At 60.3% G+C, this 26096-nt stretch carries 24 protein-coding genes; 9 read left to right on the top strand and 15 right to left on the bottom strand.

The features are described from left to right. Positions 1-15 precede the first annotated feature (15 nt). The 5 genes from RDA78_RS12175 to RDA78_RS12195 form a co-directional block, all read right to left on the bottom strand. Entirely contained in the window at positions 16-774 is a 759-nt protein-coding gene (locus RDA78_RS12175) for an ATP-binding cassette domain-containing protein (RefSeq protein WP_434056141.1), read from the bottom strand. Positions 775-835: 61 nt separating this feature from the next. Continuing rightward, entirely contained in the window at positions 836-1942 is a 1107-nt protein-coding gene (locus RDA78_RS12180) for an ABC transporter permease (RefSeq protein WP_434055571.1), read from the bottom strand. Between the two features lie 82 nt (positions 1943-2024). Then, entirely contained in the window at positions 2025-2945 is a 921-nt protein-coding gene (locus RDA78_RS12185) for a sugar ABC transporter substrate-binding protein (protein ID WP_434055572.1), read from the bottom strand. Between the two features lie 76 nt (positions 2946-3021). Then, positions 3022-3837: a sugar phosphate isomerase/epimerase family protein gene (locus RDA78_RS12190; RefSeq protein WP_434055573.1), complete on the bottom strand. Its 816-nt coding sequence runs from the start codon at positions 3835-3837 to the stop codon at positions 3022-3024. Between the two features lie 175 nt (positions 3838-4012). Further along, the gene (locus RDA78_RS12195; protein ID WP_434055574.1) at positions 4013-4855 is read right to left on the bottom strand and encodes a MurR/RpiR family transcriptional regulator; all 843 of its coding nucleotides are present in this window, start codon (positions 4853-4855) and stop codon (positions 4013-4015) included. A 116-nt stretch (positions 4856-4971) separates the two neighbouring features. Here RDA78_RS12195 and iolG point away from each other — a divergent pair, with 116 nt between their 5' ends. Both iolG and RDA78_RS12205 read left to right on the top strand, forming a co-directional pair. Then, complete coding sequence (iolG, locus tag RDA78_RS12200) at positions 4972-5970, top strand: inositol 2-dehydrogenase (protein ID WP_434055575.1); 999 nt, start codon at positions 4972-4974, stop codon at positions 5968-5970. Between the two features lie 94 nt (positions 5971-6064). Further along, the gene (locus RDA78_RS12205) at positions 6065-7195 is read left to right on the top strand and encodes a Gfo/Idh/MocA family protein (RefSeq protein WP_434055576.1); all 1131 of its coding nucleotides are present in this window, start codon (positions 6065-6067) and stop codon (positions 7193-7195) included. On the opposite strand, the gene RDA78_RS12210 is transcribed toward RDA78_RS12205, so the two are convergent. After that, a complete protein-coding gene (locus tag RDA78_RS12210; RefSeq protein WP_434055577.1) occupies positions 7177-7548 on the bottom strand; it encodes a winged helix-turn-helix transcriptional regulator in 372 nt (123 codons plus the stop codon). The genes RDA78_RS12205 and RDA78_RS12210 overlap by 19 nt on opposite strands. 192 nt (positions 7549-7740) lie before the next feature. On the opposite strand from RDA78_RS12210, the gene RDA78_RS12215 reads away from it, so the two are divergent. The 4 genes from RDA78_RS12215 (at position 7741) to RDA78_RS12230 (ending at position 11857) form a co-directional block, all read left to right on the top strand. Then, complete coding sequence (locus tag RDA78_RS12215; RefSeq protein ID WP_434055578.1) at positions 7741-8460, top strand: glutathione S-transferase family protein; 720 nt, start codon at positions 7741-7743, stop codon at positions 8458-8460. A gap of 178 nt (positions 8461-8638) precedes the next feature. Then, positions 8639-9256, top strand: coding sequence for an NAD(P)H-dependent oxidoreductase (locus RDA78_RS12220; protein WP_434055579.1), 618 nt, complete (start codon positions 8639-8641; stop codon positions 9254-9256). Beyond that, the gene (locus RDA78_RS12225; RefSeq protein WP_434055580.1) at positions 9256-11193 is read left to right on the top strand and encodes a monovalent cation:proton antiporter-2 (CPA2) family protein; all 1938 of its coding nucleotides are present in this window, start codon (positions 9256-9258) and stop codon (positions 11191-11193) included. The genes RDA78_RS12220 and RDA78_RS12225 overlap by 1 nt, the downstream gene beginning before the upstream one ends. Continuing rightward, positions 11186-11857 (top strand): DsbA family oxidoreductase, encoded by a 672-nt coding sequence (locus tag RDA78_RS12230; RefSeq protein ID WP_434055581.1) that lies wholly within the window; start codon positions 11186-11188, stop codon positions 11855-11857. Before RDA78_RS12225 ends, RDA78_RS12230 begins: the two co-directional genes overlap by 8 nt. A 12-nt stretch (positions 11858-11869) precedes the next feature. Here RDA78_RS12230 and RDA78_RS12235 read toward each other — a convergent pair whose 3' ends face one another. The 9 genes from RDA78_RS12235 to RDA78_RS12275 form a co-directional block, all read right to left on the bottom strand. Continuing rightward, a complete protein-coding gene (locus RDA78_RS12235) occupies positions 11870-13771 on the bottom strand; it encodes a beta-galactosidase (protein ID WP_434055582.1) in 1902 nt (633 codons plus the stop codon). Between the two features lie 90 nt (positions 13772-13861). After that, positions 13862-14701: an SMP-30/gluconolactonase/LRE family protein gene (locus tag RDA78_RS12240; protein ID WP_434055583.1), complete on the bottom strand. Its 840-nt coding sequence runs from the start codon at positions 14699-14701 to the stop codon at positions 13862-13864. Positions 14702-14707: 6 nt separating this feature from the next. Continuing rightward, positions 14708-15322, bottom strand: a complete 615-nt coding sequence (locus RDA78_RS12245; protein ID WP_434055584.1) for a 2-dehydro-3-deoxy-6-phosphogalactonate aldolase — start codon at positions 15320-15322, stop codon at positions 14708-14710. Beyond that, positions 15319-16239, bottom strand: coding sequence for a 2-dehydro-3-deoxygalactonokinase (locus tag RDA78_RS12250; protein ID WP_434055585.1), 921 nt, complete (start codon positions 16237-16239; stop codon positions 15319-15321). The genes RDA78_RS12245 and RDA78_RS12250 overlap by 4 nt, the downstream gene beginning before the upstream one ends. Continuing rightward, positions 16236-17000, bottom strand: coding sequence for an SDR family NAD(P)-dependent oxidoreductase (locus RDA78_RS12255; RefSeq protein ID WP_434055586.1), 765 nt, complete (start codon positions 16998-17000; stop codon positions 16236-16238). Before RDA78_RS12255 ends, RDA78_RS12250 begins: the two co-directional genes overlap by 4 nt. A 64-nt stretch (positions 17001-17064) precedes the next feature. Beyond that, positions 17065-19143, bottom strand: a complete 2079-nt coding sequence (locus tag RDA78_RS12260; RefSeq protein WP_434055587.1) for an alpha-galactosidase — start codon at positions 19141-19143, stop codon at positions 17065-17067. A 53-nt stretch (positions 19144-19196) separates the two neighbouring features. Then, complete coding sequence (locus RDA78_RS12265; protein WP_306146291.1) at positions 19197-20045, bottom strand: carbohydrate ABC transporter permease; 849 nt, start codon at positions 20043-20045, stop codon at positions 19197-19199. A gap of 1 nt (position 20046) precedes the next feature. Continuing rightward, positions 20047-20964 (bottom strand): carbohydrate ABC transporter permease, encoded by a 918-nt coding sequence (locus RDA78_RS12270; RefSeq protein WP_434055588.1) that lies wholly within the window; start codon positions 20962-20964, stop codon positions 20047-20049. A gap of 86 nt (positions 20965-21050) precedes the next feature. Next, positions 21051-22310 carry an ABC transporter substrate-binding protein gene (locus RDA78_RS12275; RefSeq protein ID WP_434055589.1) on the bottom strand — a complete coding sequence of 420 codons (1260 nt, stop codon included), beginning with the start codon at positions 22308-22310 and terminating at the stop codon, positions 21051-21053. Positions 22311-22428: 118 nt separating this feature from the next. Between RDA78_RS12275 and RDA78_RS12280 the strand changes: the two genes are divergently transcribed. The 3 genes from RDA78_RS12280 (at position 22429) to RDA78_RS12290 (ending at position 26085) form a co-directional block, all read left to right on the top strand. Then, positions 22429-23208: an IclR family transcriptional regulator gene (locus tag RDA78_RS12280; RefSeq protein WP_434055590.1), complete on the top strand. Its 780-nt coding sequence runs from the start codon at positions 22429-22431 to the stop codon at positions 23206-23208. Positions 23209-23233: 25 nt separating this feature from the next. Next, positions 23234-24295 carry an ABC transporter ATP-binding protein gene (locus RDA78_RS12285; protein ID WP_434055591.1) on the top strand — a complete coding sequence of 354 codons (1062 nt, stop codon included), beginning with the start codon at positions 23234-23236 and terminating at the stop codon, positions 24293-24295. Between the two features lie 590 nt (positions 24296-24885). After that, entirely contained in the window at positions 24886-26085 is a 1200-nt protein-coding gene (locus RDA78_RS12290; RefSeq protein WP_434055592.1) for a substrate-binding domain-containing protein, read from the top strand. Positions 26086-26096: the final 11 nt, after the last annotated feature.

A 26096-nucleotide genomic window follows, 5' to 3' on the forward strand; every position in this document is an offset into this window, starting at 1 on the left:
ATGCGGGAGGCGTTCCTATACGGTTCCTCCGAGGGATCCTTCGAGTTGCGCCATTTCCTGTCCGCCGGCCATGAGTTCCTGGAGCTGTTCGGGTGTTATCTCGCCGCGTTTTGCGGTCCCGAGTGTCTTTCCGCGGTTGAGGACGGTGAAGCGGTCGCCGACGGCCAGGGCATGGCGGACGTTGTGGCTGATGAAGACGACGCCGACGCCCTGCTTGCGGACCTTGTCGATGGTGGCCAGCACGTTGGAGGTCTGGCGCACGCCGAGGGCGGAGGTTGGCTCGTCGAGGATGAGGACCCTTGCCCCGAAATAAACCGCGCGGGCGATGGCGACCGTCTGGCGCTCGCCGCCCGACAGGGTTCCGACCGCCTGGTCGGGGCCACGCAGGTTGATGCCCATCTTGCGCATCTCCTCCATGGTGACCTCGTTGGCACGGGTGACGTCGAAGCGCTTGGCCAGGCCGCGGCCCTTGGTCGGCTCGCGCCCCATGAAGAAGTTGCGGGTCACGCTCATCAGCGGGATCATGGCCAGATCCTGGAACACGGTGGCAATGCCGGCCTCCATGGCATCGCGCGGGGTGGCGAAGCTGAGCGGCTTGCCCTCGAAGTAGATCTCGCCCTTGGTGGGCCGGTGCACGCCGGACATGGTCTTGATGAAGGTCGACTTGCCCGCGCCGTTGTCGCCGAGCAGGCAGTGGCACTCGCCGGGCCTGACGTCGAAGCTGACGCCGGCCAGGGCGATGATGTTGCCGAAGTGCTTCTCGATGTCGACCATGTGAATGATGGGTTCTAACTCCGGCGCATCGCCGTGATGGAACTTGCTGTCCTGGGTCATGTCAGCGCTCCCCCGTGACGCGCTTGCGGATCGCGTTGTTGAATAGAACGGCGATGAGCAGCATGGAGCCGAGGAAGACCTGGAACCAGTCCTGGTCGAAATCGGTGTAGGTCAGGCCGATGACGACCATGCCGAAAATGATGGAGCCGAAGAAGGCGCCGATGGCCGAGCCGTAGCCCCCGGTCAGGAGACAGCCGCCGATCACGGCCGCGATGATGGCCTCGAACTCCTTCTGGAAGCCGCGGCGGGCGTCGGTGGAACCGGCGTCCATGACGGTGATGATGGCCACCATGGCGGCGCAGCAGGCGGTCAGCATGAACAGGGAGATCTTGACCCGGTTCACCGGAACACCGGAATTGGAGGCCGCGGTCTTGTCGCCGCCGGCAGCGAAGATCCAGTTGCCGACAGGCGTGCGCAGAAGAACATAGGTCGCGATCAGCGCGATGAGGATGAACCAGAGGATCTCGACCGGAATGCCGGGAACCTTGGGCGCGCCGCTCTTGAAGGTGTCGACGAAGCCGTTGGTGGCGAGCCAGTTGAAGAGGCCGCCGAAGGCGTCGCCGGAAAAGAACGGGGCAAGCCAGTCGCCCTCGACCGCATCGCGGACACCGCGCAGCTGGGTGGCCCCGCCGGTGACCCACTTCAGGCCGACGAGAGACAGCCCGCGCAGGATGAACAGGAAGGCCAGGGTGACGATGAAGGAGGGCAGGCCCGAGCGGATCACGATGGTGCCGTTGATGGCGCCGACACAGGCGGAAAAGACAAAGGTGAGGGGAATGGCCAGAACCAGGGGCAGCCCCCAGGTGACGACGCAGGCGGCGAAGAACAGGCCGGCAAAGGCGACCATGGAGCCGATGGACAGGTCGAACTCGCCGCCGATCATCAGCATGGCGGCGCCGATGGCCAGAATGCCGAGCTGGGCGGCAGGCGTCATGAAGTTCATGATGCCGGACAGGCTGAACATGGCCTCGTCCGCGGTTGCCAGGAAAAACAGGGTGACGAGGATCACGCCCGCAATCGCGCCGAGTTCCGGCTTCTTCATGAGTTTGGAGAAGAACGATTCCTTCTTGACCCGTTCGTCTGTATCTGTCGGAGCGGCGTCGCTCATTGTTGCCTCCCTGTTATGGAGGGACGGCGCACGGGCGCGCCGCCCCCTTGTTCGGTGGTGCTATTGGCCGTGCGGCAAGCGCCTAGCGGATGCCCTTGGCGGACAGATCGATCACCTGGGCCGCCTTGTCCTTGGTGACGAGGTTCGGACCGGAGGGAACGTTGCCGCCCGGCATCAGGCCGTAGGCGGCATTGTTGGCCAGGAACACAACCGGGAGATAACCCTGCAGGAACTGCTGCTGGTCGATCGCAAAGGCGGCATCGCCGTCGACGATGGACTGCAGGAAGTTCGCGGACAGGTCGAAGGAGGCCACGTTGAGGTCACGGCCCGAAGCCTTGGCAGCGGCAACGGTCGGCTCGCCGGCAGTGCTGGCACCCAGCGCCATGACCGTGTCGACATCTTCATCGGACGACAGGGCCGCAGACACCTTGGCTTCGATCTCTGCCGGATCGTTGGAGGTCGGCAGAACGGAAACCTCGCCGCCGAAGCCCTTGGTGAAGCCTTCGCAGCGCAGGTCAAGGGCGACGTTGCCGACTTCGTGGTTCACGCACACGGCCTTCTTGCCGCCCATCTCGGCGAGCTTCTTGCCGGCCGCCTCGCCCGCGTCATACTCGGACTGGCCAACGTGAAGGGTCACGCCAAGACCCGGGGCGACATCGGACCCGGAGTTCATCGAGATCACCGGAATGCCGGCCTCGACCGCACGCTGGATCGACGGCCCGAGCGCATCCCCGTCCGGAATGGACACAACCAGCCCGTCCGGCTCCTGGTTCACCGCAGCATCGATCAACTGGCTCATGGCGACCATGTCGAAGGTCTCCGGAGCCCGGTAATCCACATTCGCACCCGTGTGCTCGGCCGCAAGGGAAACGCCGTTCTTCACAACAGACCAGAACGCATCATTCGCCTGACCATGCGAAACAACAATGATGTCCGTCGCAAATGCGGGGGTTGTCAGAGCCATCGCACCGGCAACGACCACACCTTTTACAAAATTTTTCATTTACTCACTCCTCCCGAGCGTTTCTTTAACAAACCAACCGCGGGATCGCGGTTTACTATCGGCCTTTGGCCGAATTCTATGCCGCCAGTCTCCTGATTTCGGTGCCGGATGCCGACAGCTGAGCCTCGACGATCTCCCTGAAACCGCTGCTTTTTTCCGGTGTGAAGGGATTTGGCCCAGGCGCGTTTGTCTCCAGGATGACCGGTCCGCCATAGCCGATATCGCGCAAGGCGCGGAGCTGTGCGGCGAAGTCGGTATGTCCCTGACCGATGCCGCAGCGATTGCTGTCGGCAGCGTGGTAAAGGCCGATCCGGCCGGCACCCGCCTTTATTGCGGCAACCGGATCTTCCTCCTCGATATTCATGTGGTAGGCGTCCGGCAGCAGCTTGAGATTGTCCGCCCGGACGGCATCAAGCAGCGACAGTCCTTGCGCCACCGTCCGGACCTGATGGGTCTCATACCGGTTGAGGATCTCGAACACGACTTGCAGGCCACGCGCCCTTGCCATTGCGCAAATCCGGTCCACGGAGGCGATCAGCAGATCGTCCTCTTCCTGCTGGCTCGTTACGGGTTTGATCCGGCCGACCTGGCCATGGCAGGAGATCAACGGTTCTCCCAGACCGGCGGCCCAGTCCATGAGCCTGTCATAGTAGTCGATGCCAGCATTGCGGATGGAAGCATCCGGATGAGAGATATCCGCGTCTCCCGGGGTGATCGAGAAGACGTCCAGTCCCTCGCCGTCGAGAATCCTGCGGGCACTGGCGGGATCGAGTTCGTCAACATCGCCAAACAGCTCGACCCCATCCAGCCCGCTGCGCCTGACGCGCTGCGCGATATCGGGAAGCGGGGCGTCGCCAAAGATCCAGGTGCAGCAGCCGATTCTTGCTGTCATCGGCCGCACCCCAAGGCGCTTTGCCGCCGAATTGCGGCCATTTCGGTCATCTGAACTTACACTCCCAGAAATCCTAGACGGGCTCTTGCGTTCTATCAGCCGGCACGTTCCGAATTTTCATTTTTGGAATTAATATTCTGTTTTTCTCTGTTTGCAACAGAATTTTTCTGAAAACTCATTTTCCATTTCGCTGCGCCCCCACCGAAACGGCCAGTGCGATTGCAAGACAGAGGCTGGCCGACAAGGCGCGGAAGGCACCCACATCCAGCTCGGCGACAAGCAGCTGTATGGCTTTCAGCCGCGCAAGGGGACTGGTCACCACGTCGGTGATCGCGACGATGTCGGCACCGGTCTCGCGGGCCTTCGCAGCAATGTCGAGCGTCAGTTCCGTGTAAGGTGCGAAGGTTGCCGCAATTACGGCATCGTTGGGCCGGATCAGGTGGTCCATGTTCATGTTGGCGAGCCCGGAATGCAGAATGGCGGGCACTTCCATTTTTTCGAAGGCATAAGCAAGATAGGACGTGACAGGAAAGGCGCGCCGGAAGCCGACAAGGTGGATTGTTTCCGCCCGCGCCAATACGTCGACGGCTTGCTGCAGCGCACGCGGATCCACCGTGTTCATCAGATTTTCCAGCGAAGACCGGCCGACATCGACGAATTCCGCCAGGAGCGCCGACGGCGTATCGGACCCGTGTTCGCGGAGTTGCTCCAACCTTGTTGCATAGTCGGGCCATTTGTCGGAATAATCGGTCCGGAACAATTTCTGCATATGGGAGAAACCGGAAAAACCCATTTCCTGGCAGAAGCGCATGACGGCGGACGGCTGGACCGCTGCCCCTTCGGCCAGTTCGGCGATTGTCGAAACGGCGACCTTGTCCGGGTTGGCGGCGATGTATTCCGCGAATTGCTTCAACCGCTTGGGGAGCTTTTCCGTGGCGCTTCCAAGACGCCGGAAAAAGGCGTCCATCGACTCCGGTGCAGGGTTGGCGGATCCCGGGTCGGGGCTTGGCTCACTCATGTCCGTCTTCTTTTCTTACTTGACACTTTCCGATGAAAGTGATTTTGGAATTTTTATTCTAAAATGGCAAGGTGACGGTTGAGGCCGCGCGAGCACCGGAACTTCGGGAGAGATACATGACTGTCAGAACAGGGTTGCTCGGAGCCGGGCGTATCGGCAAGGCACATGCCAAGGCGCTGTCCGCCACCGAAGGGGCGGTCCTCGTGTCCGTTGCAGATGTTTTCGCGGAAGCCGCAGAAGCGCTCGCCGGCGCTCATGGCGCGCGGGTGAATACGATTGATGAGATCGCCGCGGCGGATGACATTGACGCTGTGGTGATCTGCACGCCAACCGACACGCATGCCGATCTGATCGAACAGTTTGCCAGGGTCGGCAAGGCGGTCTTCTGCGAAAAGCCGATCGATCTTTCCGTGGAGAGGGTCAAAGCCTGCCTGGCGACTGTCGAAGAGCTTGGTGCAACGCTGATGATCGGCTTCAACCGGCGCTTCGATCCGCATTTCCGGGCGGTTCGCGAAGCAATAGACGACGGCCTTGTCGGCGATGTGGAGATGGTGCACATCACGTCACGCGATCCCGGTCCGCCTCCCGGAACCTATATTCAGGTTTCCGGCGGCATCTTCCGGGACATGACCATTCACGATTTCGACATGGCGCGGTTTCTGCTCGGTGAAGAAGTGTCGACGGTCTACGCGACGGGGTCAGTCCTTGTCGATCCGGAGATCGGCAAGCTCGGAGACTATGACAGCGCGACGGTCGTTTTGACGACCGCCTCCGGCAAGCAGTGTTCCATCTCGAATTCACGCCGGGCCACCTATGGATACGATCAGCGTATCGAGGTGCATGGGTCGAAAGGGGCTGTCGCTGCGGAAAACCAACGGCCGGTCGGCATTGAAGTCGCCACGGAGGCGGGTTTTGTGCGCCCGCCGCTGCATGATTTCTTCATGACAAGATATATCGACGCCTACGCAGCCGAGATTGCGGCTTTCGTCAAGGCGATCAACAACAACACGCCGCCGCACCCGTCCGGCGATGACGGCTTGAAGGCGCTGCTGCTCGCCGAGGCCGCGCTCAAGTCGGTGGCTGAACGCCGCTCTGTCGGAGCCGACGAAATCTGAGCCTCGGTGTGTGCCTTCTGTCCTTTGAAAGGACCCGAGACCGTTCCCGGAATGAATGTGCAGATCTCCCGGATCGCAAAAAGGATTGCAGCAAATGGAAAGCCTCGGCATTGGACTGATCGGCACGGGCTTCATGGGCAAGTGTCATGCCTTGGCCTATGGCTCGGTACGCGCCGTTTTCGGTGACGTTCCCGAGACCCGCCTGGAAGTTCTGTGCGATGTTCCGGCCGACAAGGCGGCGAGTTTTGCAGACCAGTTCGGTTTTGCGCGCGGAACCGATGACTGGCAGGATCTCGTTGCCGACCCGAAGGTCGACATTGTCTGCATCACGACGCCAAACAAGGTGCACAAGGACATGGCCATGGCCGCACTTGCCGCCGGCAAGCATGTGCATCTGGAAAAGCCGATGGCGCTCACGCTCGACGATGCAAAGTCGATGCTGGCGATGGCGGAAGAAACCGGTGCCCGGACGATCGTAGGCTACAATTATCTGCAGAATCCCGCGTTCCGGCACGCGCAGAAACTCATTGCGGATGGCGCGATCGGGCAGATCGTGCATTTTCGCGGAACGGTCGATGAAGACTACCAGGCGGACCCGGAGCTTGCCTGGACGTGGCGGGCAACGAAAGCCGATGCAGGTCTTGGCACCCTCGGCGATCTCGGCTGTCATCTGATCTCACTGGCAACCGGTCTGGTCGGACCGGTCGAAAGCCTGTTTGCCGAAACCAGGACCGTCCATGTCACGCGGCCGTTGGGGGACGGGTCGAGCGAGCGCCGTAGCGTTGAAAATGAGGACATCGCGTCCGCATTGCTGACCTTTGAAAACGGTGTGCATGGCGTTGTTTCAACGTCGCGCAGCGCGTGGGGGCGCAAGAGCTATATCGGTTTCGAAGTGCACGGAACCGAAGGCATGATCACCTTCGACCAGGAACGGATGAACGAGCTCCGCCTTTACCAGAACCGGGGCCCGCTTTCAGAACAGGGGTTCAAGACACTGCTGACGGGACCTGCCCATCCGCCCTACGGACAATTTGTACCGGCCGCCGGGCACCAGCTCGGGTTCAACGATCTGAAGGTTATCGAAGTCCACGAATTCCTGCGGGCGATCACCGAGGACCGGGACGCGCTGCCGTCCTTCAGGGAGGCCCTGCATTTCGAGGCCGTCATTCACGCGATCGCGGAGAGCGGAGAGACCGGCAACCGGGTTCAGGTCCGGTCCATCTGATCTTCGGGGAGTGTCTCGCTCCAGATCCTGAGTTCGTCCAGAAATTTCAGGGCCGACCTGCCGAATTCGGTAATTTCATACTCCACCGATATGGGCGCCGTCCGGAGCACGTTTCGTGTCACCAGACGGCGCGCCTCCAGCTGTTTCAGGCGCTCGGCGATCATTTTCTTGCTGGCACCGCCCAGCATTCGCGACAGGTCATTGAAGCGGACAGGGCCGTCTTTCAGGTGCCACAAGAGGGAACCGGTCCATTTGCCGCCGAGAATGCGCATACCGCGTTCGATCGGGCACGGTTCGGTGCATGCCTGAAGAACAATTCTGTTCCTGCCGACAGTCGCAAGACGTCCCGTCATCACGGATCTCCAATGTTTTTGTAAGTTACAAAAAGTATACTGGTTGATTTTTGTTACCTTGTCTCTCATCTGTGTGCGGAAATCAACATGAAGCTGCTGCGGCGGCAGGCAAGCCGGGAGGCTGAGCACACCATGACGAATATTCTGATCATAAACGGGCAGCAGCCCATCCGTTCTCGGAAGGAAAGTTGAATGCCGCAGCCTGATATCCACCTTTACACCGCCGCCACCATGAACGGCTATAAGCCGGTGATCTTCCTGGAGGAAGCCGGAGTTCCCTATGACCTGACCTTCATCGACTTTGCCAAGAAGGAGCAGAAAGCGCCGGACTATATGAAGCTCAATCCGAATGGCCGCATCCCGACGATCGTCGATCGCGGCAACGATGACTTCGCGGTTTTCGAAAGCGGCGCAATCCTCTGGTACCTTGCCGAGAAGTACGGCCGGTTCTTGCCGAACCACCCAAAGGCAAAATCCGAAACGCTTCAATGGCTGATGTTCCAGATGGGCGGCATCGGCCCGATGATGGGACAGGCAATGTATTTCCAGAGGATAGCTGCACCGAATGGGCAGGAAGAACCTTTCTCGATCAAGCGCTACGTCGACGAGACGCGCCGCCTGCTGGAAGTGCTGAACACCCGGCTTGAGGGCCGCGAATGGCTCGCAGGCGATGAGTATACGATCGCGGACATGGCGACCTATCCCTGGGCACGGGCCTATGTCTGGGCAAAGGTGTCGGTCGAGGGGCTCGATCATCTTCAGGCCTGGTTCGACCGTATAGATGCCCGACCAGCGGTCCAGAAGGCGCTGACGATACCCAAGGCGCAGCCGGCTTTCTGGGGGCAGGCGGACGAGGCCGAATTTCTAAAGGAAAATGCGGCGCGTTTTGCCAGTGACGTGAAGGACGCTTAACCTCTTTCGAAGAGCGACCGGCTCCACTAACCTGAACCGAACGGCCGGTGATGGAGCGGGCAAGATATCAGACCCTCATCCTTCGGGGCAGCCACAAAGGTGCTCCGGTGGGTGAGGATCATTTTTTGGTTCCGGGCGGCAGTGCCGCCTGGTCTTAATTGGGCGGACGGGGGAACTCTTGGCCAAGGTACTGGTACTGTTTGCGCACCCGAGACCGGACAGGTCGGAGGTCAATTACCCGATGTTCGAGACGGCGAAGGCTGTTCAGGGCGTGACTGCTGTCGACCTGTATGCCCGGTACCCGGATTTCAACATCGATGTCGATGCCGAGCAGGCGCAGCTCGCCGCTCATGACGCCGTCATTTTTCAGCACCCGCTCTACTGGTACTCGGCGCCCTCGATCATGAAGGAATGGCAGGATCTCGTCCTGGAATACGGGTTCGCCTACGGTCAGCACGGGCATGCACTTGACGACAAGGTTTTCCTCAATGCGGTGACGACAGGTGCAAAATCGGCGGCCTACTCGGAAGAGGGCATGAACCATGCCGACCTGCGCAGCCTGCTGGCTCCGTTTGAAAAGACCGCCGATCTCTGCCGGATGAGATATCTTGCGCCATTCGTTCTGTTCGGCGCCGGGCGCGCACTGGAAGAAGGACGTCTCGATGTGCATCGCAACGCCTATGACGACTTGCTGAAAGCGCTCGTGGCCGAGCGGCTGGATCTTGAAAAGGCGGCGCGGGCCGACGTGCTGAGCGAAGACCTTTACGATTTTGTTCTCAAAGGGGAGCCTGTCTGATGGAGCTTCTCAGCGACGCTTTTGTCTATCTCTGCGCGGCTGTGATCGCGGTACCGATTGCCAACCGGCTCGGTCTCGGTTCGGTCCTGGGATATCTGATTGCCGGTGTCGTCATCGGACCGGTGCTCGGGATCGTCGGTTCCGAGACGACGGAAGTACAGCATTTTGCCGAGTTCGGCGTGGTGATGATGCTGTTCCTGGTCGGTCTCGAGTTGCAGCCCGCCGTGCTGTGGAAGATGCGCAAGCAGTTGATCGGTCTCGGCGGCCTGCAGGTTGTCGGCACCACCGCCGTCTTTGCGGGGATCGCCCTTGCCTTCGGCCTTGCCTGGCAGGCAGCGCTCGCACTCGGCATGATCCTCGCTCTGTCCTCGACCGCAATCGTGTTGCAGACGCTCAACGAAAAAGGCTGGCTCAAGACCCAGGGCGGACAGAGTTCCTTCTCCGTGCTTCTGACCCAGGATATTGCCGTCATTCCGATGCTGGCGATCCTGCCGCTTCTTGCCGTCGGTCACGCTGCCGGCGGGAGCGCGGCGCATTCGGACGGACATGGCGGACACGAAGGCGGCGGGGCGCATGGCGGTGAAGCGCTCGCTGCTCTGCCAGGTTGGGCGCAGGCGCTGGTGATCATCGCCGTCATCATTGCGATCATCTTCGCCGGCCGGCATCTGCTGCGGCCCGTGTTCCGGTTCATTGCCGAAGCGCATCTGCGCGAAATCTTTACCGCGACCGCGCTCCTGCTCGTGATCGGGATCGCACTCCTGATGGATTTCGTCGGTCTCTCCCCGGCGCTCGGAACCTTCCTTGCCGGCGTGGTTCTGTCCGACAGTGATTACCGGCACGAGCTGGAAAGCGACATCGAGCCGTTCAAGGGACTGCTCCTCGGTCTCTTCTTCCTGACAGTCGGGGCAGGCATCGATTTCAATCTCCTGTTCGGGGCTCCCATCACCATCTTCGGGCTGGCGCTCGGACTGATGGCGGTGAAGTTTGCCCTGTTGTTTGCACTTGGCACGCTGTTCCGCCTGGACGGGCCGGACCGATGGCTGTTTGCGCTTGGGCTGGCGCAGGCCGGTGAATTCGCGTTCGTGCTCTTCGGTTTCGCAAGCAGCTCCGGCGCGCTTGAGCAAAGTCTGCTGCAGACCATGACGCTTGTCGTCGCCATATCGATGTTGCTGACACCGGCCCTGTTCATTCTCTATGAGAAAGTGATTGCGCCACGCGCAGCGTCCAGGTCGGACCGCGAGCCGGACGTCGTCGACAGCAAGGGCCGGGTGGTGATTGTCGGCATGGGACGCTTCGGCCAGATCGTCGGGCGGCTCCTGCTGACGAGCGGTTATGACGTCGTCATTCTGGATCACGATCCGCAGACGGTTGAAAATCTCAGCAAGGTGGGTATTCGGACGTTTTACGGCGATGCCACACGGCCGGATCTTCTTCACGGGGCAGGTGTCGGGGAGGCGGATCTCTTCATTGCCGCGATCGATGACCGCGACAAGCAGACGCTCGTGGTCGAACATGTTGCCAAGACCTATCCCAAGGTGAAGATCCTGGCGCGCGCGCGGGACCGCCACCACGTCTACGAGCTTGAAAATGTCGGTGCGCATGTCGCCGAACGCGAAGTCTTCGAAGGGGCGCTGGCGCTTGGAAAGCAGGCGCTTGTGGAGCTTGGGAGCCATCCGTTCCGGGCGCAGACCAAAGCGAAGGAATTCCGCAATCACGACTTCGCGATGCTCGATGATCTTCGTGAGAACTACAATGACGGCGGGGTCGACAAATCCTATATCGATGCCATGCGCGCGCATGCGGAAACGCTGTTCGACATCATGAAGGTCGACCGTGGCGAGGAACGCCACGAACGCACGGAACGGGGCTGGAACCCGCCTCCGAAGAGCGATGCGACCCTTGGACTGACGCCGGAAGGAGAAGAGACCCGTGGCTGACCTATCCGATCTCGACATGGAAAACGTTCTGCAGATCGACATCGTGTCCGATGTTGTCTGTCCCTGGTGCATTGTCGGCTTCAAGCAGCTGGAAGCCGCGATTGCGCAAACGGGCGTGTCGGCGGCCGTCAAATGGCATCCGTTCGAACTCAATCCGGATATGCCGGACGAAGGCGAGAACCTGCGCGAGCACATCATGCGCAAATACGGCACGAGCCGGGAGCAGTCCCAGGAAGCGCGCGAGCGCCTGAGCGAGATTGGATCCGGCCTCGGTTTCGAATTCCTGTTCACGGACGACATGCGCATGGTGAACACGTTCAAGGCGCATCAGCTCCTTCATTGGGCGGCGTCAGAAGGCAACGAACATGTGCTGAAGATGGCGCTGTTCGAGGCCTATTTTCAGGAGCGAAAGAACCTCAACGAGGATGACATTCTGGCCGACGTTGCCGATAGCGTGGGTCTCGACCGTACCGAAGCGCTGAAGGTGCTGGCGGATGGCCGTTATGCGGATCAGGTGCGCCAGGAGGAAACCTTCTGGACGCAGAACGGCATTCACGGGGTGCCCGCCGTCATCTTCGACCGCCGCCATCTCGTCTCGGGGGCTCAGGGCGTCGACAACTACGCAGCGATCATCAGGCAGCTTACAAAAGGAGAGGCGGCCTGAGATGCACAGGTTTCAAACTTCTTCAAACAGAACCCCGGCTGCCTCGATCGGCCCGGCCGGGGTGTTCGCCGGTTCAGCGCCGTAGTTCGTCCAGATCCGGAGATCACCGGCCTCGCGGCAGCGCACGCCGCCGGCAAGGTCCATCGTCGGGACACGGGCTTTGCGGCACAGCTCCTTGAAAAGGCGTGTCCATGCGGCATCATCGCACGAGCCGCCGACATAGGTCAGATTTTCTGAAGACATCACGGCGGCCTGGCCGTCTTCCAGTTCGAACATGACATCGGCAGAGCCTTCCAGCTCTTCCCGGTAGCCGATGAAATGACCACCGCCCCTGAGAGGCATCGGCATGTCGGGGCGCGTGCTTTCAACGCGCGAGACGGTCACGTCGAGTTCCGGCATGTCCGGCGGCAGCGGTACGGGAATGACCATGTCTGCATTGCGGGCGGCGGTGCGCGGTCCGAGCACGATTTCGGCATCTGCCTCGGCAAGCGCGCGTTTCAGGTCATGCGGCACGTAGATCATGCCGGGTAGGGCGACGATCTCGTACCCGGAAAAATCGCGCGTCTGCGCCCGCAGGATATCGACCGAGAGCCCCAGTTTGCGAAGTGCCCGGTAGGCATCGAAAACGACCTGAAAATAGTTCAACCCTGCTCCATGCGGCTGCGTTGCCCAGGCGAAGTCCGCGTCATAGTCGAAGATGAGAGCGACCGGAGCCTTCTTGATCGTGACATCGCTCGCGCCCCGGAGTTCATCTGCAACCTGGCGGGCCTCCAGGAGAGCGGGCGCGTCGGCATTGTCCGGTCGAAGCATGCCGGCATGCATCTGCTCCTGTGCGAAGGGTGCCTGCCGCCAGCGGAAATAGCAGACCGCTTCGGCGCCATGGGCATAGGCCTCCCAGGCCCAGAGACGCATCATGCCGGGCAGGGGCGCGGGATTGTAGGGAGCCCAGTTGACCGGGCCCGGCTGCTGCTCCATCACCCACCAGCGCCCCTTGCCGACTGACCGGTAGAGATCGTGGTGAAACGCCTGAAAGTCGGGATCTCCCTGGCGCGCATAGGCGCGCTGATGCGCGGCATCCGCGCCGACGCGATCTTCCAGAAACCCGAGCGGATAGCTGTCCCAGGTCGCGATATCCAGGTCGTCACCGACCTTGAAGTGGTCGAATTCGGTAATCCGGCCCATGAAATTGTGGCTGACCGGTGCGTCGGAATGTGCCCGGATGATCTCGACCTGGCGCCTGTTGAAACTTGCCACCTGATCGGAAGAAAACCGCCGGAAGGCGAGCATGTGGGAGGGGTTCGGTTCGGTCACGGTCAGGTTCGGCAGACCGATGTCCTCAAACGAGCCGTAGTCCATGGACCAGAAGACATTGCCCCAGGCCCGGTTGAGCGCCTCGATCGAGCCATACCGGTTTTCAAGCCAGTTCCTGAAAGCGGAAAGTGCGGCGGCGGAATAGGAAAGCGTCGTGTCGTGACACCCGAATTCGTTGTCGGTCTGCCAGGCGCCAACATGGGTGTTCTTGCCGTAACGCTCGGCGAACAGCCCGATGATGCGGTCGCTCTCTTCGCGGTACCCCTCATGAGAAAAACAGTAGTGGCGCCGGGATCCGAAACCGCGTTCCTTGCCGTCCGCATCGAGGGCGAGCATGTCGGGGTGTTTTGCAACGACCCATCTCGGCGGTGTTGCCGTCGGCGTGCCAAGGACAACCTTCAGGCCGGCCTTCCCCAGCACATCAATTGCGCGGTCCAGCCACTCGAAGCGAAGGTCTCCGGGGGAGGGTTCCAGCCGCGACCAGGCGAATTCACCGATCCGGACCCAGGTCAGGCCAGCATCCACCATGCGCCGGGCGTCCGCTTCCCACATTTCCTCCGGCCAATGTTCCGGGTAGTAGCAGGTTCCAAGCGTGCGCTTCATGTTCGTTCTCGTCTTGCCCGATGTGTCGAGCCTGGGATTTGCACCCGGACTGCAGATTGGTTTGTCCGGTTGGTTGGCATCCAAATGTATTCAAAGAATGACACGGTGTTCCGGCTGACCGACAGCGGATGTCTGCGCGAAATAGGTCTTGCCCTCGAAGCCGCCGTCCAGCCCCTCGGCCGCCGTGGTGGCAAAGAGGGTGCCAAGATCCGCCCCGCCGAAAGCCGGACAGGACACCTGTTGCGCGGTAAAGCTGATCTCCTCGACAAAGCTGCCGTTCGGCGCGTATCTGGCAACCCGGTGTTCACCCCATTGCGCGTTCCAAAGATAGCCTTCGGTGTCGACCACGGCCCCGTCGGGATTGAGATCCTCGTTCGAGAAGTCGACAAAAAGCGTTGGTGTACCGCTTGGCCAGCCTTCAGCATCGAGGGGCACCTGCTGAATGCACTTGGTCACGGTATCGGCGAAATAGGCCGTCTGTCCGTCCGGAGAAAAGCAGATTGCGTTGGAGATCGTGATGCCGCTGTAAAGCCGCCGCAGCTCGCCCTTATGGAAGCGATAGATCGATCCCTTGCCCGGTTCGGCGTTGAAACCCATGGTGCCGATCCAGAAACCGCCCTTGGGGTCGGCGCGTCCGTCATTCGATCGCGTTGAAGGGTCGTCGGCTTCAAGGTCGCAGAGTTTTGTCCTTGCCCCGGTGTCGAGATTGAACAGAAAGATCCGGCTCGCGCTTGCGATGATCATTTCGGACTTGCTGACCCAGCCTGCGGCCGAAACACATTCATCGAATTGCCAGCTTCCGGCGTTGCCGTTTTCGCGGGTCATCAGCTGTTTGCTCAGGATGTCGAACCAGAACAGTTGCTGCCGCTCGGGGTGCCAGAGCGGCCCTTCACCAAGGACACAGCGGCGCTCATCAAACACGTTGCTCATGTCAATCTATCCATCCGCACCCTTGGCGGCGTCGTAGGCCTGGACGATCCGGTCGGCGCGGTCCCTGATTTCCGGGACGGTGAGACCCGGTTTGTAAAGCGCGGTTCCGATGCCGAAACCGGTCGCGCCCGCGTCAAGCCAGGAGCCGAAATTGTCCGGACCGGCACCGCCGACGGCATAGGTTGCGGTGCCCTTCGGGAGAACGGCGAGCATGGCTTTCAAACCGTCAGGCCCGATGAGGGAAGCCGGAAAAAATTTCAATCCGTCGGCACCGTTGCGCAGCGCCGTGAAGCATTCGCTCGGCGTCATGACGCCAGGGAAAGACTGCATGTCTTCCGCCTTTGTTGCCAGGATCACGTCCGGGTTGCAGTCGGGCGACACCACAAGGGTGCCTCCGGCAGCCTTCACCTGAAGCACCTGCTCCGGAGACAGAACCGTGCCTGCGCCAATTTCAGCGCGGCCGGCGAAGGTTTTCGCCATGGATTCGATGCTCTTCAGCGGCTCGGGTGAGTTGAGAGGCACTTCGATCCGGGTGATGCCTGCTTCAATGAGGCACTCGGTGACGGGCAAGGCCTCCTGCGGGGTCACACCCCTTAGGATGGCAATCAGGCTACGGCTCATGTTGAAACCTTTGAGTAATTTGAATGTGCCAGAGCGAGACCGTTCAGGGTCGTGGATGCCGCGTCCAGCATCAATGCGGTGTGCCCGAGTTTGCCCAGGGCTGTGTGATAGGCCTTTGCGATGTGATCGCTGCCGAGAAGAGACACGGACACCAGGTCAAAATCGTCCCTGACCGCTGCGATTTCCGCGCCGATCAAGAAACCCGAAAGACGGCCCCTTGCGGTATCGGCCGGCATATCCGAGACGAGCCCTGATGCACGAATGCCGAACAGGCTTGCGGCAAAGATATGCGGGTGCTGTGTGATTTCCTGAATGGCGTCTTCAAATGCGGTTTCGTCCATCTCGGAGGAGCCGACACTGTGGCGCAGAACGGATTGCCGGGTCAGAAGCCCGAAGAGCTCTCCGCTCATGCAGGTTCTGAAACGCTCGACGACGCCGTCTTTCAAGGACACCCATTTGGTGTGCGTGCCTGGAAGGCAGAGGGTTCCCGAGTGACCGGGGTTTGCCGCCAGGAACCCGGCGATCTGTGTTTCTTCCCCCCTCATGACGTCGTCAGGATCGCTCTGCTTGATGCCGGGAAGTATGCGGACGTCCAAGCGGCGATCAGCGGTCTTCACAACAGTCGCGTCCCTGAGTTCCGGAGGCGCGCAGGGTGTGGATTTGTAGGGCGCTTCCGCCCAGCCCTGGCGCGAGCCCGCCATACCGCAGATGATCACCGGTGTTCTGATGCCCGGAGCGAGAACATCATCGACAAGCGTCAGCAGCGTCGGTTCGAATTCGTCGCGGGCAAGACTGCTCATGCCTTTGCCGGATGTGCGGTGGGCCAGAATTTGATCGCGAGAATCAAGCGCCCAGATGCGCAGATTGGTTGTACCCCAATCCACTGCGATCCAGTCCGCTTTTGCCTGAGGGCTCATCCCGTCACCACTACTCCACCATCAACAACGAGCGACTGCCCGGTCATTCCATGGCTGGTCTTTGCCGCAAGGAACAGCACCGGGTCAACCATATCTTCCGGCGACAGTTCGAATTTGAGGCACTGACGGTCAATATGGGCCGCGAGCGCTTCGGGCGTGACCCAGAGATCTTTCTGTCTTTGTGTCAGAACCCAGCCGGGCGCGATCGCGTTGACACGGATGTTGTCCGGGCCGAATTCCCGCGCCAGGCTTCGCGTCATGCCGTTGATGCCGGAATTGGCGGTCGTGTAGGCCGCGTAGCCGGCATTTCCCATCATGTATGAAATCGACGTGAAATTGACGATCGATCCGCCGCCGGCCGCGCGCATGCCTGCAATGACATGCTGGCAGGCGAAGAAATACGCCTTGAGATTGATCGACTGGGACCAGTCCCAGAACTCCTCATCGACTTCCTCGGTGGCGTGGCGCTTGTCATTGGCCGCGTTGTTGACAAGGACCGTGATCGGGCCGTGCGCCTCCGCGGCCTTGTCCATGGCGCCCTTCAGCTCGCCGATACTCGATATGTCACATGGCAGATAAAGGGGACGGTTGCTGTGCTGGCGTTCCATTTCGGCGCAGAACTCGCTTGCATCCGAGCGCTGGACGAAGGCGACCCGGGCACCTTGCGCCAGGAAACCGCTCGTAAGCGCAGCACCGATCCCCGATCCGCCACCGGTAATGAAGACCGACCTTCCCTTGAGGTCCGGATAGTTTGCGTGCATCAGACGCTTCCTCTTTTCGTGCCGCGGCAGATCCAATCCCGGTATCTGGCGACGTCTTTCCGTGTTACTGCCGGTGTCCTTCGATGACCCAGATCGTTTCCGGGAACCGCCAGGGCAGAACGAGACCGTGCGACATCAGGTACTGTCCGCTTGCCACGAGGTCCTTTTCTTTCAGGAGCGGTGCGCCGCGGGACAACCCGGGCGCATCGTCGCGATTGACAAGGCTGACCCGGTAGCGCGCATGCGCGTCGAGACCTGTCAGGCGCAGCGGTTGCTGGAGGATCGGGTCCGACGTGCGCAAAAGCGCGGCGAAGACCGCAAATCTCTCGCCATCCTGGGCCAGCTGCTGTTCCGCGATCACGGCCGGGTCAGACGCATCAAGCCTTAGAATATCGGCGCGCATCATCCAGTTCCGGTTCGCCTTCCACCAGCTTGTGACTTCCTTCAAAGTCGCGATTTCCTCGTCGGAGAGTTCGCGCGGGTCCATCTCGAAGCCCAGGTGCCGTTGTGCCGCCGTCCATGCGCGCAGCGCCATGTTGAGCGTGCGCCCGGACGTATGGCTGACGCGCGGTCCCACATGCGAACCTGTGACGAATGCCGGCAGGAACAGCGCGGCCTCATGCTGAATGCGCTGGCGTTCGAGTGCGTCGTTGCTGTCCGAAAGCCAGACCCTCTGGGTTCGTTCCAGGATGCCGAAATCGATCCGGCCGCCACCGGACGCGCAGCTTTCGATCTCCACATGCGGAAAATCGGCGCGCAGCCGGTCGATCAGGGCATAAACGCCTTCGGTCTGGGCCGCGTCGACCACGGGCAGAACCCTGTTGTGGTCCCACTTGATGTATTCGATATCGTTCTCTGCCAGGACCGCCGCGATGCAGTCATAAAGATACGAGCGCACGTCTTCCCGCGCCATGTCGAGAACGAGCTGCTGGCGTCCCCTGACCTGGTCCAGTGATCCGAGAACCCAGTCCGGGCGCGTCCGGAACAGTTCGCTGTCCTCGTTGATCATTTCGGGCTCGAACCAGATCCCGAATTCGAGGCCGAGCGCTTTGACATGGTCGATCAACGGCGTCAGTCCGTCCGGGTATTTCCGTTTGTCGATAGCCCAGTCACCGAGGGAAGACGTGTCATCGTCCCTCAAACCGAACCAGCCGTCATCCAGCACAAAACGCTCGGCCCCCAGGCCCGCCGCCCTGGTTGCAATTGCTTTCAGTTCTTCCAGATCGTGATCGAAGTAAACCGCTTCCCAGCAGTTGTAGTGAACAGGCCGGGGCTCTTTTGCCCCGGTCACGACATGCTTGCGCAGATGCCTTTGGAAGCGCACGGCCGCGCCGTTGAAGCCCGTCCCGGAATAGGTGGCATAGAGAGGCGCGGTGCTGAAGGAACGGCCCTTTTTCAAGCTTGCGGACGCGTGCCCGAACTGAACATGACGCCTGCCGTCGGCAAGCTCTTCGGCGACCATCCGGTGCCCGCCCGACCAGCCATAATGAAAGGCGTAGGCTTCGCCTGTGGTGTTGTTTGTGCCTCCGGAACAGGCAATCAGCCCTGGGAAATGCGCGTGGTCCGAGCGGCCGTTCCGGTTGTCGCGCATCCTTGCGCCCGGAGCGAAAGGCAGTCTGCGGGTCTGGAACTCCGCGCACCAGCGGCCCGAGAACTCGATCATGTCACCGACATGGGCCGGTATCTGGAGAACGGGCGCGGCAAACCAGTCGACCGTTATCTCCTGCGCACTTTCAAGGCGCGTCTGCATCCGCAGGAGCGATGTGTCCGGTGTCAGTGACAAGTCGAGAATGAGGCTGAGGTCGAGCGTCTTGTCGGCATAGGCAAGGGTCAGTCCGTGCTCCGACGAGACTTCGCTTTCGAAACGGAACCTGGGCAACAGTGCCCTGCCATCCGCGTCGCGTCCGGTCAGACCAACCTGCCCGGGAAACGTCTGCGAGGCTTCCGGGCTGAGGCTGATCGGAGCGTTCCTGTCCACCATGCCACCGGTCACATCCGTGGCCGAGGCCGCCGCAAGCGCCTGCAGGTCCTCGGTTTCGGGAAGCGGCGGGCCCCAGTAAACCGCTTCGGGCAGAGTGTCACCGAAGCTGGCGAGAACCAGGCTCTGATGACAATCGCCAAGATGCCAGGTCTTCACCTGCATTCCCAACACTCCCGCACTCTCTCTTGTGTCCAGACCGGCCTTTCGAAGGCCGATCATTTCACAGCCCCGAGTGTCAGACCGGCGATGAAGTGCCGTTGCATCAGAAAGAACATTGCGACCGGCGGCAGAGCCGCAACGATGGAACCGGCGCTCATCAGGTGATAGGCGGCACGGTACTGCGCGTTGAAGGAGGTGATCCCTGCAGTCACCGGCTGGCTTTCGACACCTTGTGTCAGCACGATTGCCCAGAAGTAGTCGTTCCAGATGAAGGTGAACATGAGCACGGCCAGTGCCGCGATCGCCGGTTTCATCAGCGGCAGGACAACGAACCAGAAAATCCGCCACTCCGAGATGCCTTCAACACGCGCCGCCTCGATAAGCTCGAACGGGAGCGCGCGGATGAAGTTGCGCATGAACAAGGTGCAGAACCCGGTCTGGAACGCGACATGGAACAGGACGAGGCCGGTGATCGTGTTGTAGAGACCAAGTTGAAGCGTCAGGTCGCGAACCGGTACCATGAGGATCTGGAACGGCACGAAATTGCCGGCGACGAACATGAAGAAGATCCAGATATTCGCCTTGAACTTGTAGATCCCGAGTGCGAAGCCGGTCATGCAGGACAGCGCCACGGCGCCGATCACCGTCGGGATCGTGATCTTGAAGGAGTTCAGGAGATATTGCGGCATGTCGGATGCCGTGAACACAAGCCAGTAATTGGTGAAGCCCTTGAACTCGGAAGGCCAACCCCAATAGTTCGCGTTGGCGAAATCGGAGTCCGGCTTGACGGAGAAGATGGCGACTGCGATGAGGGGCAGCAGCCAAAGGATCAGCGCCAGCGGCAGGAACGCCTGGTACGTGACCTGCCAGGAGCGCGGTGTGCGTTCGATCGGTGTCGGAAACATCTCAGCGCGCCTTTTCTTCTTTGTACATCGACCACAGGAAGTAGGCGATGAAAGCCAGCATGATCAGGAACAGTACGACCGCGATGGCGGCGCCGTAGCCCATGCGGAACCCGTATTCGGAAAGGGCGACTTCGAACATGTAGAAGCTGAGAACGCGGCTTGCACCGAACGGGCCACCATTGGTCATGACCGAGATCAGGTCGAAGGAACGCAGCGCACCGATGATGGTGACAACGAAAGCGATGAAGGTGGCGGGGCGCAGCTGCGGCACGATGATGTACCAGAGCATCTTCCAGCCCTTGGCACCATCGAGACGACCGGCTTCGATCTGCTCCGGATCGACCGCATTCAAACCCGTGAGGTAGAGGATCATGCAATAGGCGGTCTGCGGCCAGAGACCCGCAACGATAATACCGACCGTCACCCAGTTCTCGTCACCGAGGACATTCACCGGGGGCAGGCCGACGGAGCCAAGCAGGACATTGAGAATGCCGAATGTCGGATCGTAGAACCATGTGAACACGAGACCGACGACCACCTGGGAGATGACGAACGGAAAAAAGAACAGCGATTTGTAGAGCCGTATTCCGGTGACCGTCTGGTTGAGGAACAGGGCAATGAACAGGCCGGCCGGGATCGCGAGAAGATAGAGCAGCAGCCAGATAACGTTGTTTTTCAAGGACGTGTAAAACGCCTCGTCCCAATAGAGCTCTTCGTAGTTGTAGAGACCGACATATTCCGCCTTGCCGAGCCCGTCCCACTCGTAGAGCGACAGGTTGAAGGACTGGAAGATCGGGAAGATCACGTAAAACAGGAAGAACAGGATTCCTGGAGCCAGAAACAGCCAAGGTGTCAGCTGCTGCTGGTTTCTGTGCCACCACGAGCTCTGGTGGTCTTGGGCAACGGACTCTTGGGCCATGTTTGCCTCTTCAGGATGTAGCTATCGGGACCTTTTGAAAGGGGACAGGGTGCACAGGCACCCTGTCCGGTTCCGAGACGCGGAACTTACTTGTAGATGCGCTCACGGGCGCGATCCAGACGGGCCAGGATCTTGTCCAGGTTGTCCGGCTTGACCATGAATTCCTGCAGGCCTTCCATGGCGACCTTCGCCATTTCAGCTGGTGCGTCACGGTCGAAGAACTGGGCAACGCCACCAGGAGAGTTGGTGGAGAGCATCTCGAAGCCCTCGACGAGGAACTTGTCATCGTCAACCGAAGACTGGGCGTTGACCGGCAACTGGCCGAGGTTCTTGCCGTTGTTGATCTCGGTCTGAACGTCGGGAGACACGATGAAGCGCAGGAACTCGCGCGCTGCTTCCTTGTTCTGGGCATTTGCCGGAATGTGGAATGTGTCGGTCGGAGCGTCTTCCGCCTTTTCGATGCCCGGCGTGATTTCGACGAACTGGTAGAAGTCCAGCTGGTCGTCGGACAAGCCGGCGTCACGCAGCGGAGCAACCGCGAAGTTGCCCATGAGGTAGGCGGCCGCATCGCCCTGGACCATGAACGGCAGTGCTTCCTGCCAGCTGTAGGTCTGGTGGTTGTCGATGAACGCGCCCATGTCGATGAGTTCGCGCCAGTTGGCGAATGTCTTGCGGACTTCGTCAGACTGCCAGGACGCCTCGCCGGTCAGAAGATCCATGTGGAAATCGAAGCCGTTGGTGCGCATGTTCAGGTAGTCGAACCAGCCGCCTGCGGTCCAGAGGAACTTGGTGCCGATGGTGTAGCATTTCTTGCCGGCATCGATGATCTTCTGGCAGTTTGCCTTTTCTTCTTCCCACGTCGTCGGCTCGCTCAGTCCGAGTTCGTCGAAGATGTCTTTGCGGTAGTAAACGCCCCACTGGTAGTAGGTATAGGGCACGCCCCACTGCTTGCCGTCGATGGTCATCGCGCCCTTGGTCGACGCCAGATTGTCGGCGATTGCGGGCTCTGCCCACAGATCGGAAACATCTTCGAAAAGGCCAGCCTCGACATAGGGGCGCATGCGGTTGGCTGCGTACCAGGTCGCGACATCAGGCGCATTCGCGGTCAGAAAGTTGCGGATCTGGGTCTTGTAGGCCTCACGATCGATTACGGTTGTCTCGATGTTGAGGTCGGGGTTCTTTGCCTGGAACTGCTCGATCATCGTTTCCATCGTGGCCCGCGGCGCCGGGTTGGATGTGTCGAGGAAAATCTTCAGGTCGCCAGTCAGGCCGTCAGCAGAAACAGCGCCCATCGTGCCTGCCAGAATGGCAAAAGCAGCCGCGGACGTCTTCAACATGGAACGCATGGTGTCCTCCCTTTAGGTTCCATTATGTGAAACTTAGTTTTGTATATTGATACTTTGATGCGATCAGGTTAAGTTGTCAACAGGTCCGGCGAAAAGAAACGGGCCTATGGAGGAAAACATGAACAAGCAGGCCACTGGCGACGGAACTGTCGGCAAAGCGCTCGATGTGCTCGACAGGGTCGCTGCCGTCGGACGTCCGGTCCGCTTCACCGAGCTGCTCTCCGACAGCGTTCATCCGAAAGCGACGCTGTACCGCTTGCTGCAGACGCTGGTGAGCCAGGGCATGCTGGCCTATGACGAAGGACAGCAGACCTATTCTCTCGGCATACGCCTTGTGCGCCTTGCGCATGCCGCCTGGCGGCAGAGCTCGATTGCGCCGATCGCGCGTCCGTTCGTCCGGAAGTTGTCTGAGGAGGTCGGAGAGACCGTCCATCTTGCGCAACTCGACGGCGGCCAGGTGCTCTACGTCGACAAGAGAAACGCCATCAATCCCATCGATATGTACTCGCAAGCCGGAAAGATCGGGCCCGGATATTGCACCGGTGTGGGTAAGGCGCTTCTGGCGTTTCTGGAACCCTCCGAGCTTGAAGAGGCCATCAAGAAGCAGTCCTTTTACCGCTATACGCCGGCAACGCTCAGTTCAGAGGCCGAGCTGAAAGCCGATCTGGAAGAGATCAGGCGGCAGGGCGTCGCGTTCGACCGGGAGGAGCACGAACCCGGTATCGTTTGCATCGCTGCCCCGGTGCTATCGTCGAAGGGGCGCCCGATCGGGGCGCTGTCCGTCACAACGTCAACCACACGAAAGGGTCTGGAAGAGCTCTCGAAAGTACAGCCTGTCCTTTTGAAGACCGCTTCCGAAATCGCTGCAGCCGTTGAAGACTGGCAGTTCCCCGCATAAGAAATTCCCAGGGAGAAGAAAGCAAATGTCTGGCGTCACGCTGACCAAAGCAGTCAAGAAATATGCCGAGTTGCAAGTCATCCACGGTGTGGATCTTCAGATCGAACACGGCGAATTCTGTGTGTTCGTCGGCCCGTCCGGCTGCGGCAAGTCCACCTTGCTGCGCATGATCGCGGGTCTGGAAGAGACCAGCGACGGCACCATCCAAATCGGTGGCCGTGACGTGACCAAGCTCGACCCGTCCGAACGCGGCGTTGCGATGGTGTTCCAGACTTATGCGCTCTACCCGCACATGTCGGTCGAGGAGAACATGGGGTTCGGCCTGAAGATGAACGGCCACCCAAAGGCGGAGATCGCCGAAAAGGTCGGCGAGGCGAGCCGCATTCTCAAACTTGACCCATACCTGAAACGCAAACCGAAAGCCCTGTCGGGCGGTCAGCGTCAGCGTGTTGCCATCGGCCGCGCGATCGTTCGCGGACCGGAAGTGTTTCTGTTCGACGAACCGCTCTCCAACCTTGATGCCGAGCTTCGTGTCGACATGCGTGTGGAGATCGCGCGGCTGCACAAGGATATCGGCGCGACCATGATCTACGTGACGCACGATCAGGTCGAGGCGATGACCTTGGCGGACAAGATCGTTGTTCTGCGTGCAGGCAGGATCGAACAGGTCGGTTCGCCGATGAAGCTCTATTCGGATCCCGACAACAAGTTCGTTGCGGGTTTCATCGGCTCTCCGAGCATGAACTTCGTGGAGGGCGTGGCCGAGGAAGGCGCCGTTTCGGTGCCTGCATTCGGCGGTGTGAGCGTACCGACACCGGTTGCGCTCCCGGAAAAAGGCAAAAAGGTCCTCGTCGGTGTCCGTCCGCAGCATCTGAAGATTGCCGAAAGCACCGAAGGGGCGACGGTCGATCTCTGCGAGCAACTCGGCGGTGTTGCCTATTCCTACCTGATCTGCCCGACCGGTGAACGCATCATCGTGGAAACCAAGGGCGAGGAGGCTCCTGTCGCGGAAGGGCATGTCGAGATTTCGTTCGACCCGTCGTCGGCGTTCTTCTTCGACCCTGAAACAGAGCAGCGGCTGCGGTAAATCCGGGGCGATGCAGGGCTTGAGTACCTTCATCCCGAGGAAGCGCTAAAGCGCTGTCTTGAAGGATGGGCAATTCGGCTCCGAAGCTGCCGCCCATTCTTCGAGATGCACGCGACCGTGCTCCTCAGGATGAGGTTGGGGCTTGGGACGGCAGCCGACCGTAAGGCCCCGTCTTTCCGGACAAGTGCTGCGCAAGCTGTGCGCCGATCCGGATACCAGATGTCTGCGTGAGCGGAGCGAACTCGAAAACTCTTTCCTGAAAGATGACGCGCCTTCGGCGCGAGTTGATCTCTGGATTCCAGATCGGCGTTCGGCCTTGCCTCACTTGTCTGGAATGACGGTGGGGGCTTTGCCACTCTCCATTGCACGGCGCCCGGACCGCCGGTGCTAGTCCGTATCTGCGCGCGCGCTCACACAAGGCGGTGTCAGACAGGCAGCACGGCGGCAGATGCCCTTGCTTGCTCTTGACATGAATACTGATTCAGGTTTCATATATGCGCAAGCGTCGGGCGATGTTTCAGTTTCATCCGGGTGTCAGACAAACATTCGAAGGTTCTCAAACGCCCGTTCGCGCACTGGGAGGAAACATGATGACCAAACGCCTTCACCGCTGGTCCCTGACGCTGGCTGCAAGTGTCGGTCTGCTCGCCGCCGGCGCTGCCGGAGCCCTGGCTGAAGACATCAAGATCGCACATGTCTATGGCAAGACCGGTCCGTTCGAGGCCTATGCGAAACAGTCGCATACCGGGCTGATGATGGGGCTCGAATACGCAACCGACGGCTCGATGGAAATCGACGGTCGCAAGATCGTGGTGATCGAAAAGGATACGCAGCTGAAGCCGGATATCGGCAAGGCGGCCCTTGCCGAAGCTTACGGTGACGACGAAGTCGATATTGCGGTCGGGCCGGTTTCTTCCGGTGTTGCGCTCGCGATGCTGCCGGTTGCCGAGGAGTATGAAAAACTGCTGATCGTGGAGCCGGCGGTGGCAGATTCCATCACGGGCAGCAACTGGAACCGTTATGTGTTCCGCACGTCGCGCAACTCGTCGCAGGACGCGATCGCCAACGCCGTTGCGCTTGGGCAGGAAGGTGTTTCGATCGCAACGCTTGCACAGGACTACGCGTTCGGACGCGACGGCGTCGCCGCGTTCAAGGAAGCTCTTGCCGGCACCGGCGCCAAGCTTGTCTTCGAGGAATATGCGCCCACCGATACCAAGGACTTCACGGCGAATGCGCAGCGAATCTTTGACGCGCTGAAGGACGAACCGGGCCGGAAATTCCTGTTCGTGATCTGGGCCGGCGGCGGCAATCCGATCAGCAAGATCCAGGCAATGGAGCCGGACAGGTTCGGCGTGGAGATCGCGACGGGCGGCAACATCCTGGCGGCGATGAAGGCCTACAAGGAACTTCCCGGAATGGAAGGCGCTACCTACTATTATTACGAAATCCCGAAGAACCCGGTGAACGACTGGCTGGTCTCCGAACATCAGAAGCGTTTCGACGCGCCGCCTGACTTCTTCACCGCTGGAGGCATGTCCGCAGGGATCGCGATTGTCGAGGCCATTCGCAAGGCGGGATCAACCGAAACGGAAGAGCTGATCAGCGCAATGGAAGGCATGGAATTCGAGACGCCGAAGGGCAAGATGATGTTCCGTGCGGAAGATCATCAGGCATTGCAGCCGATGTACCACTTCAAAATCAGGGTGGATCCCGATGTCGAATGGGGCATTCCGGAGCTTGTCCGCGAATTGAAGATCGAGGATATGAACATCCCGGTTCGCAATCAGTAAGGAAGCCGGCG

This window comes from Roseibium sp., from assembly GCF_051016195.1.
In the GTDB taxonomy this organism is placed as follows: Bacteria; Pseudomonadota; Alphaproteobacteria; order Rhizobiales; family Stappiaceae; genus Roseibium.

Bases quoted from the DNA above. Each gene is read 5' to 3' on its own strand.
- RDA78_RS12270 (WP_434055588.1), bottom strand. From the start codon at position 20,964: ATGGCCCAAGAGTCCGTTGCCCAAGACCACCAGAGCTCGTGGTGGCAC.
- RDA78_RS12180 (WP_434055571.1), bottom strand. From the start codon at position 1,942: ATGAGCGACGCCGCTCCGACAGATACAGACGAACGGGTCAAGAAGGAA.
- RDA78_RS12255 (WP_434055586.1), bottom strand. From the start codon at position 17,000: ATGCACGCAAACTATCCGGACCTCAAGGGAAGGTCGGTCTTCATTACC.
- RDA78_RS12225 (WP_434055580.1), top strand. From the start codon at position 9,256: ATGGAGCTTCTCAGCGACGCTTTTGTCTATCTCTGCGCGGCTGTGATC.
- RDA78_RS12265 (WP_306146291.1), bottom strand. From the start codon at position 20,045: ATGTTTCCGACACCGATCGAACGCACACCGCGCTCCTGGCAGGTCACG.
- RDA78_RS12250 (WP_434055585.1), bottom strand. From the start codon at position 16,239: ATGAGCCCTCAGGCAAAAGCGGACTGGATCGCAGTGGATTGGGGTACA.
- RDA78_RS12280 (WP_434055590.1), top strand. From the start codon at position 22,429: ATGAACAAGCAGGCCACTGGCGACGGAACTGTCGGCAAAGCGCTCGAT.
- RDA78_RS12260 (WP_434055587.1), bottom strand. From the start codon at position 19,143: ATGCAGGTGAAGACCTGGCATCTTGGCGATTGTCATCAGAGCCTGGTT.
- RDA78_RS12245 (WP_434055584.1), bottom strand. From the start codon at position 15,322: ATGAGCCGTAGCCTGATTGCCATCCTAAGGGGTGTGACCCCGCAGGAG.
- iolG (WP_434055575.1), top strand. From the start codon at position 4,972: ATGACTGTCAGAACAGGGTTGCTCGGAGCCGGGCGTATCGGCAAGGCA.
- RDA78_RS12190 (WP_434055573.1), bottom strand. From the start codon at position 3,837: ATGACAGCAAGAATCGGCTGCTGCACCTGGATCTTTGGCGACGCCCCG.
- RDA78_RS12210 (WP_434055577.1), bottom strand. From the start codon at position 7,548: ATGACGGGACGTCTTGCGACTGTCGGCAGGAACAGAATTGTTCTTCAG.
- RDA78_RS12215 (WP_434055578.1), top strand. From the start codon at position 7,741: ATGCCGCAGCCTGATATCCACCTTTACACCGCCGCCACCATGAACGGC.
- RDA78_RS12285 (WP_434055591.1), top strand. From the start codon at position 23,234: ATGTCTGGCGTCACGCTGACCAAAGCAGTCAAGAAATATGCCGAGTTG.
- RDA78_RS12175 (WP_434056141.1), bottom strand. From the start codon at position 774: ATGGTCGACATCGAGAAGCACTTCGGCAACATCATCGCCCTGGCCGGC.
- RDA78_RS12235 (WP_434055582.1), bottom strand. From the start codon at position 13,771: ATGAAGCGCACGCTTGGAACCTGCTACTACCCGGAACATTGGCCGGAG.
- RDA78_RS12195 (WP_434055574.1), bottom strand. From the start codon at position 4,855: ATGAGTGAGCCAAGCCCCGACCCGGGATCCGCCAACCCTGCACCGGAG.
- RDA78_RS12275 (WP_434055589.1), bottom strand. From the start codon at position 22,310: ATGCGTTCCATGTTGAAGACGTCCGCGGCTGCTTTTGCCATTCTGGCA.
- RDA78_RS12290 (WP_434055592.1), top strand. From the start codon at position 24,886: ATGACCAAACGCCTTCACCGCTGGTCCCTGACGCTGGCTGCAAGTGTC.
- RDA78_RS12185 (WP_434055572.1), bottom strand. From the start codon at position 2,945: ATGAAAAATTTTGTAAAAGGTGTGGTCGTTGCCGGTGCGATGGCTCTG.
- RDA78_RS12240 (WP_434055583.1), bottom strand. From the start codon at position 14,701: ATGAGCAACGTGTTTGATGAGCGCCGCTGTGTCCTTGGTGAAGGGCCG.
- RDA78_RS12205 (WP_434055576.1), top strand. From the start codon at position 6,065: ATGGAAAGCCTCGGCATTGGACTGATCGGCACGGGCTTCATGGGCAAG.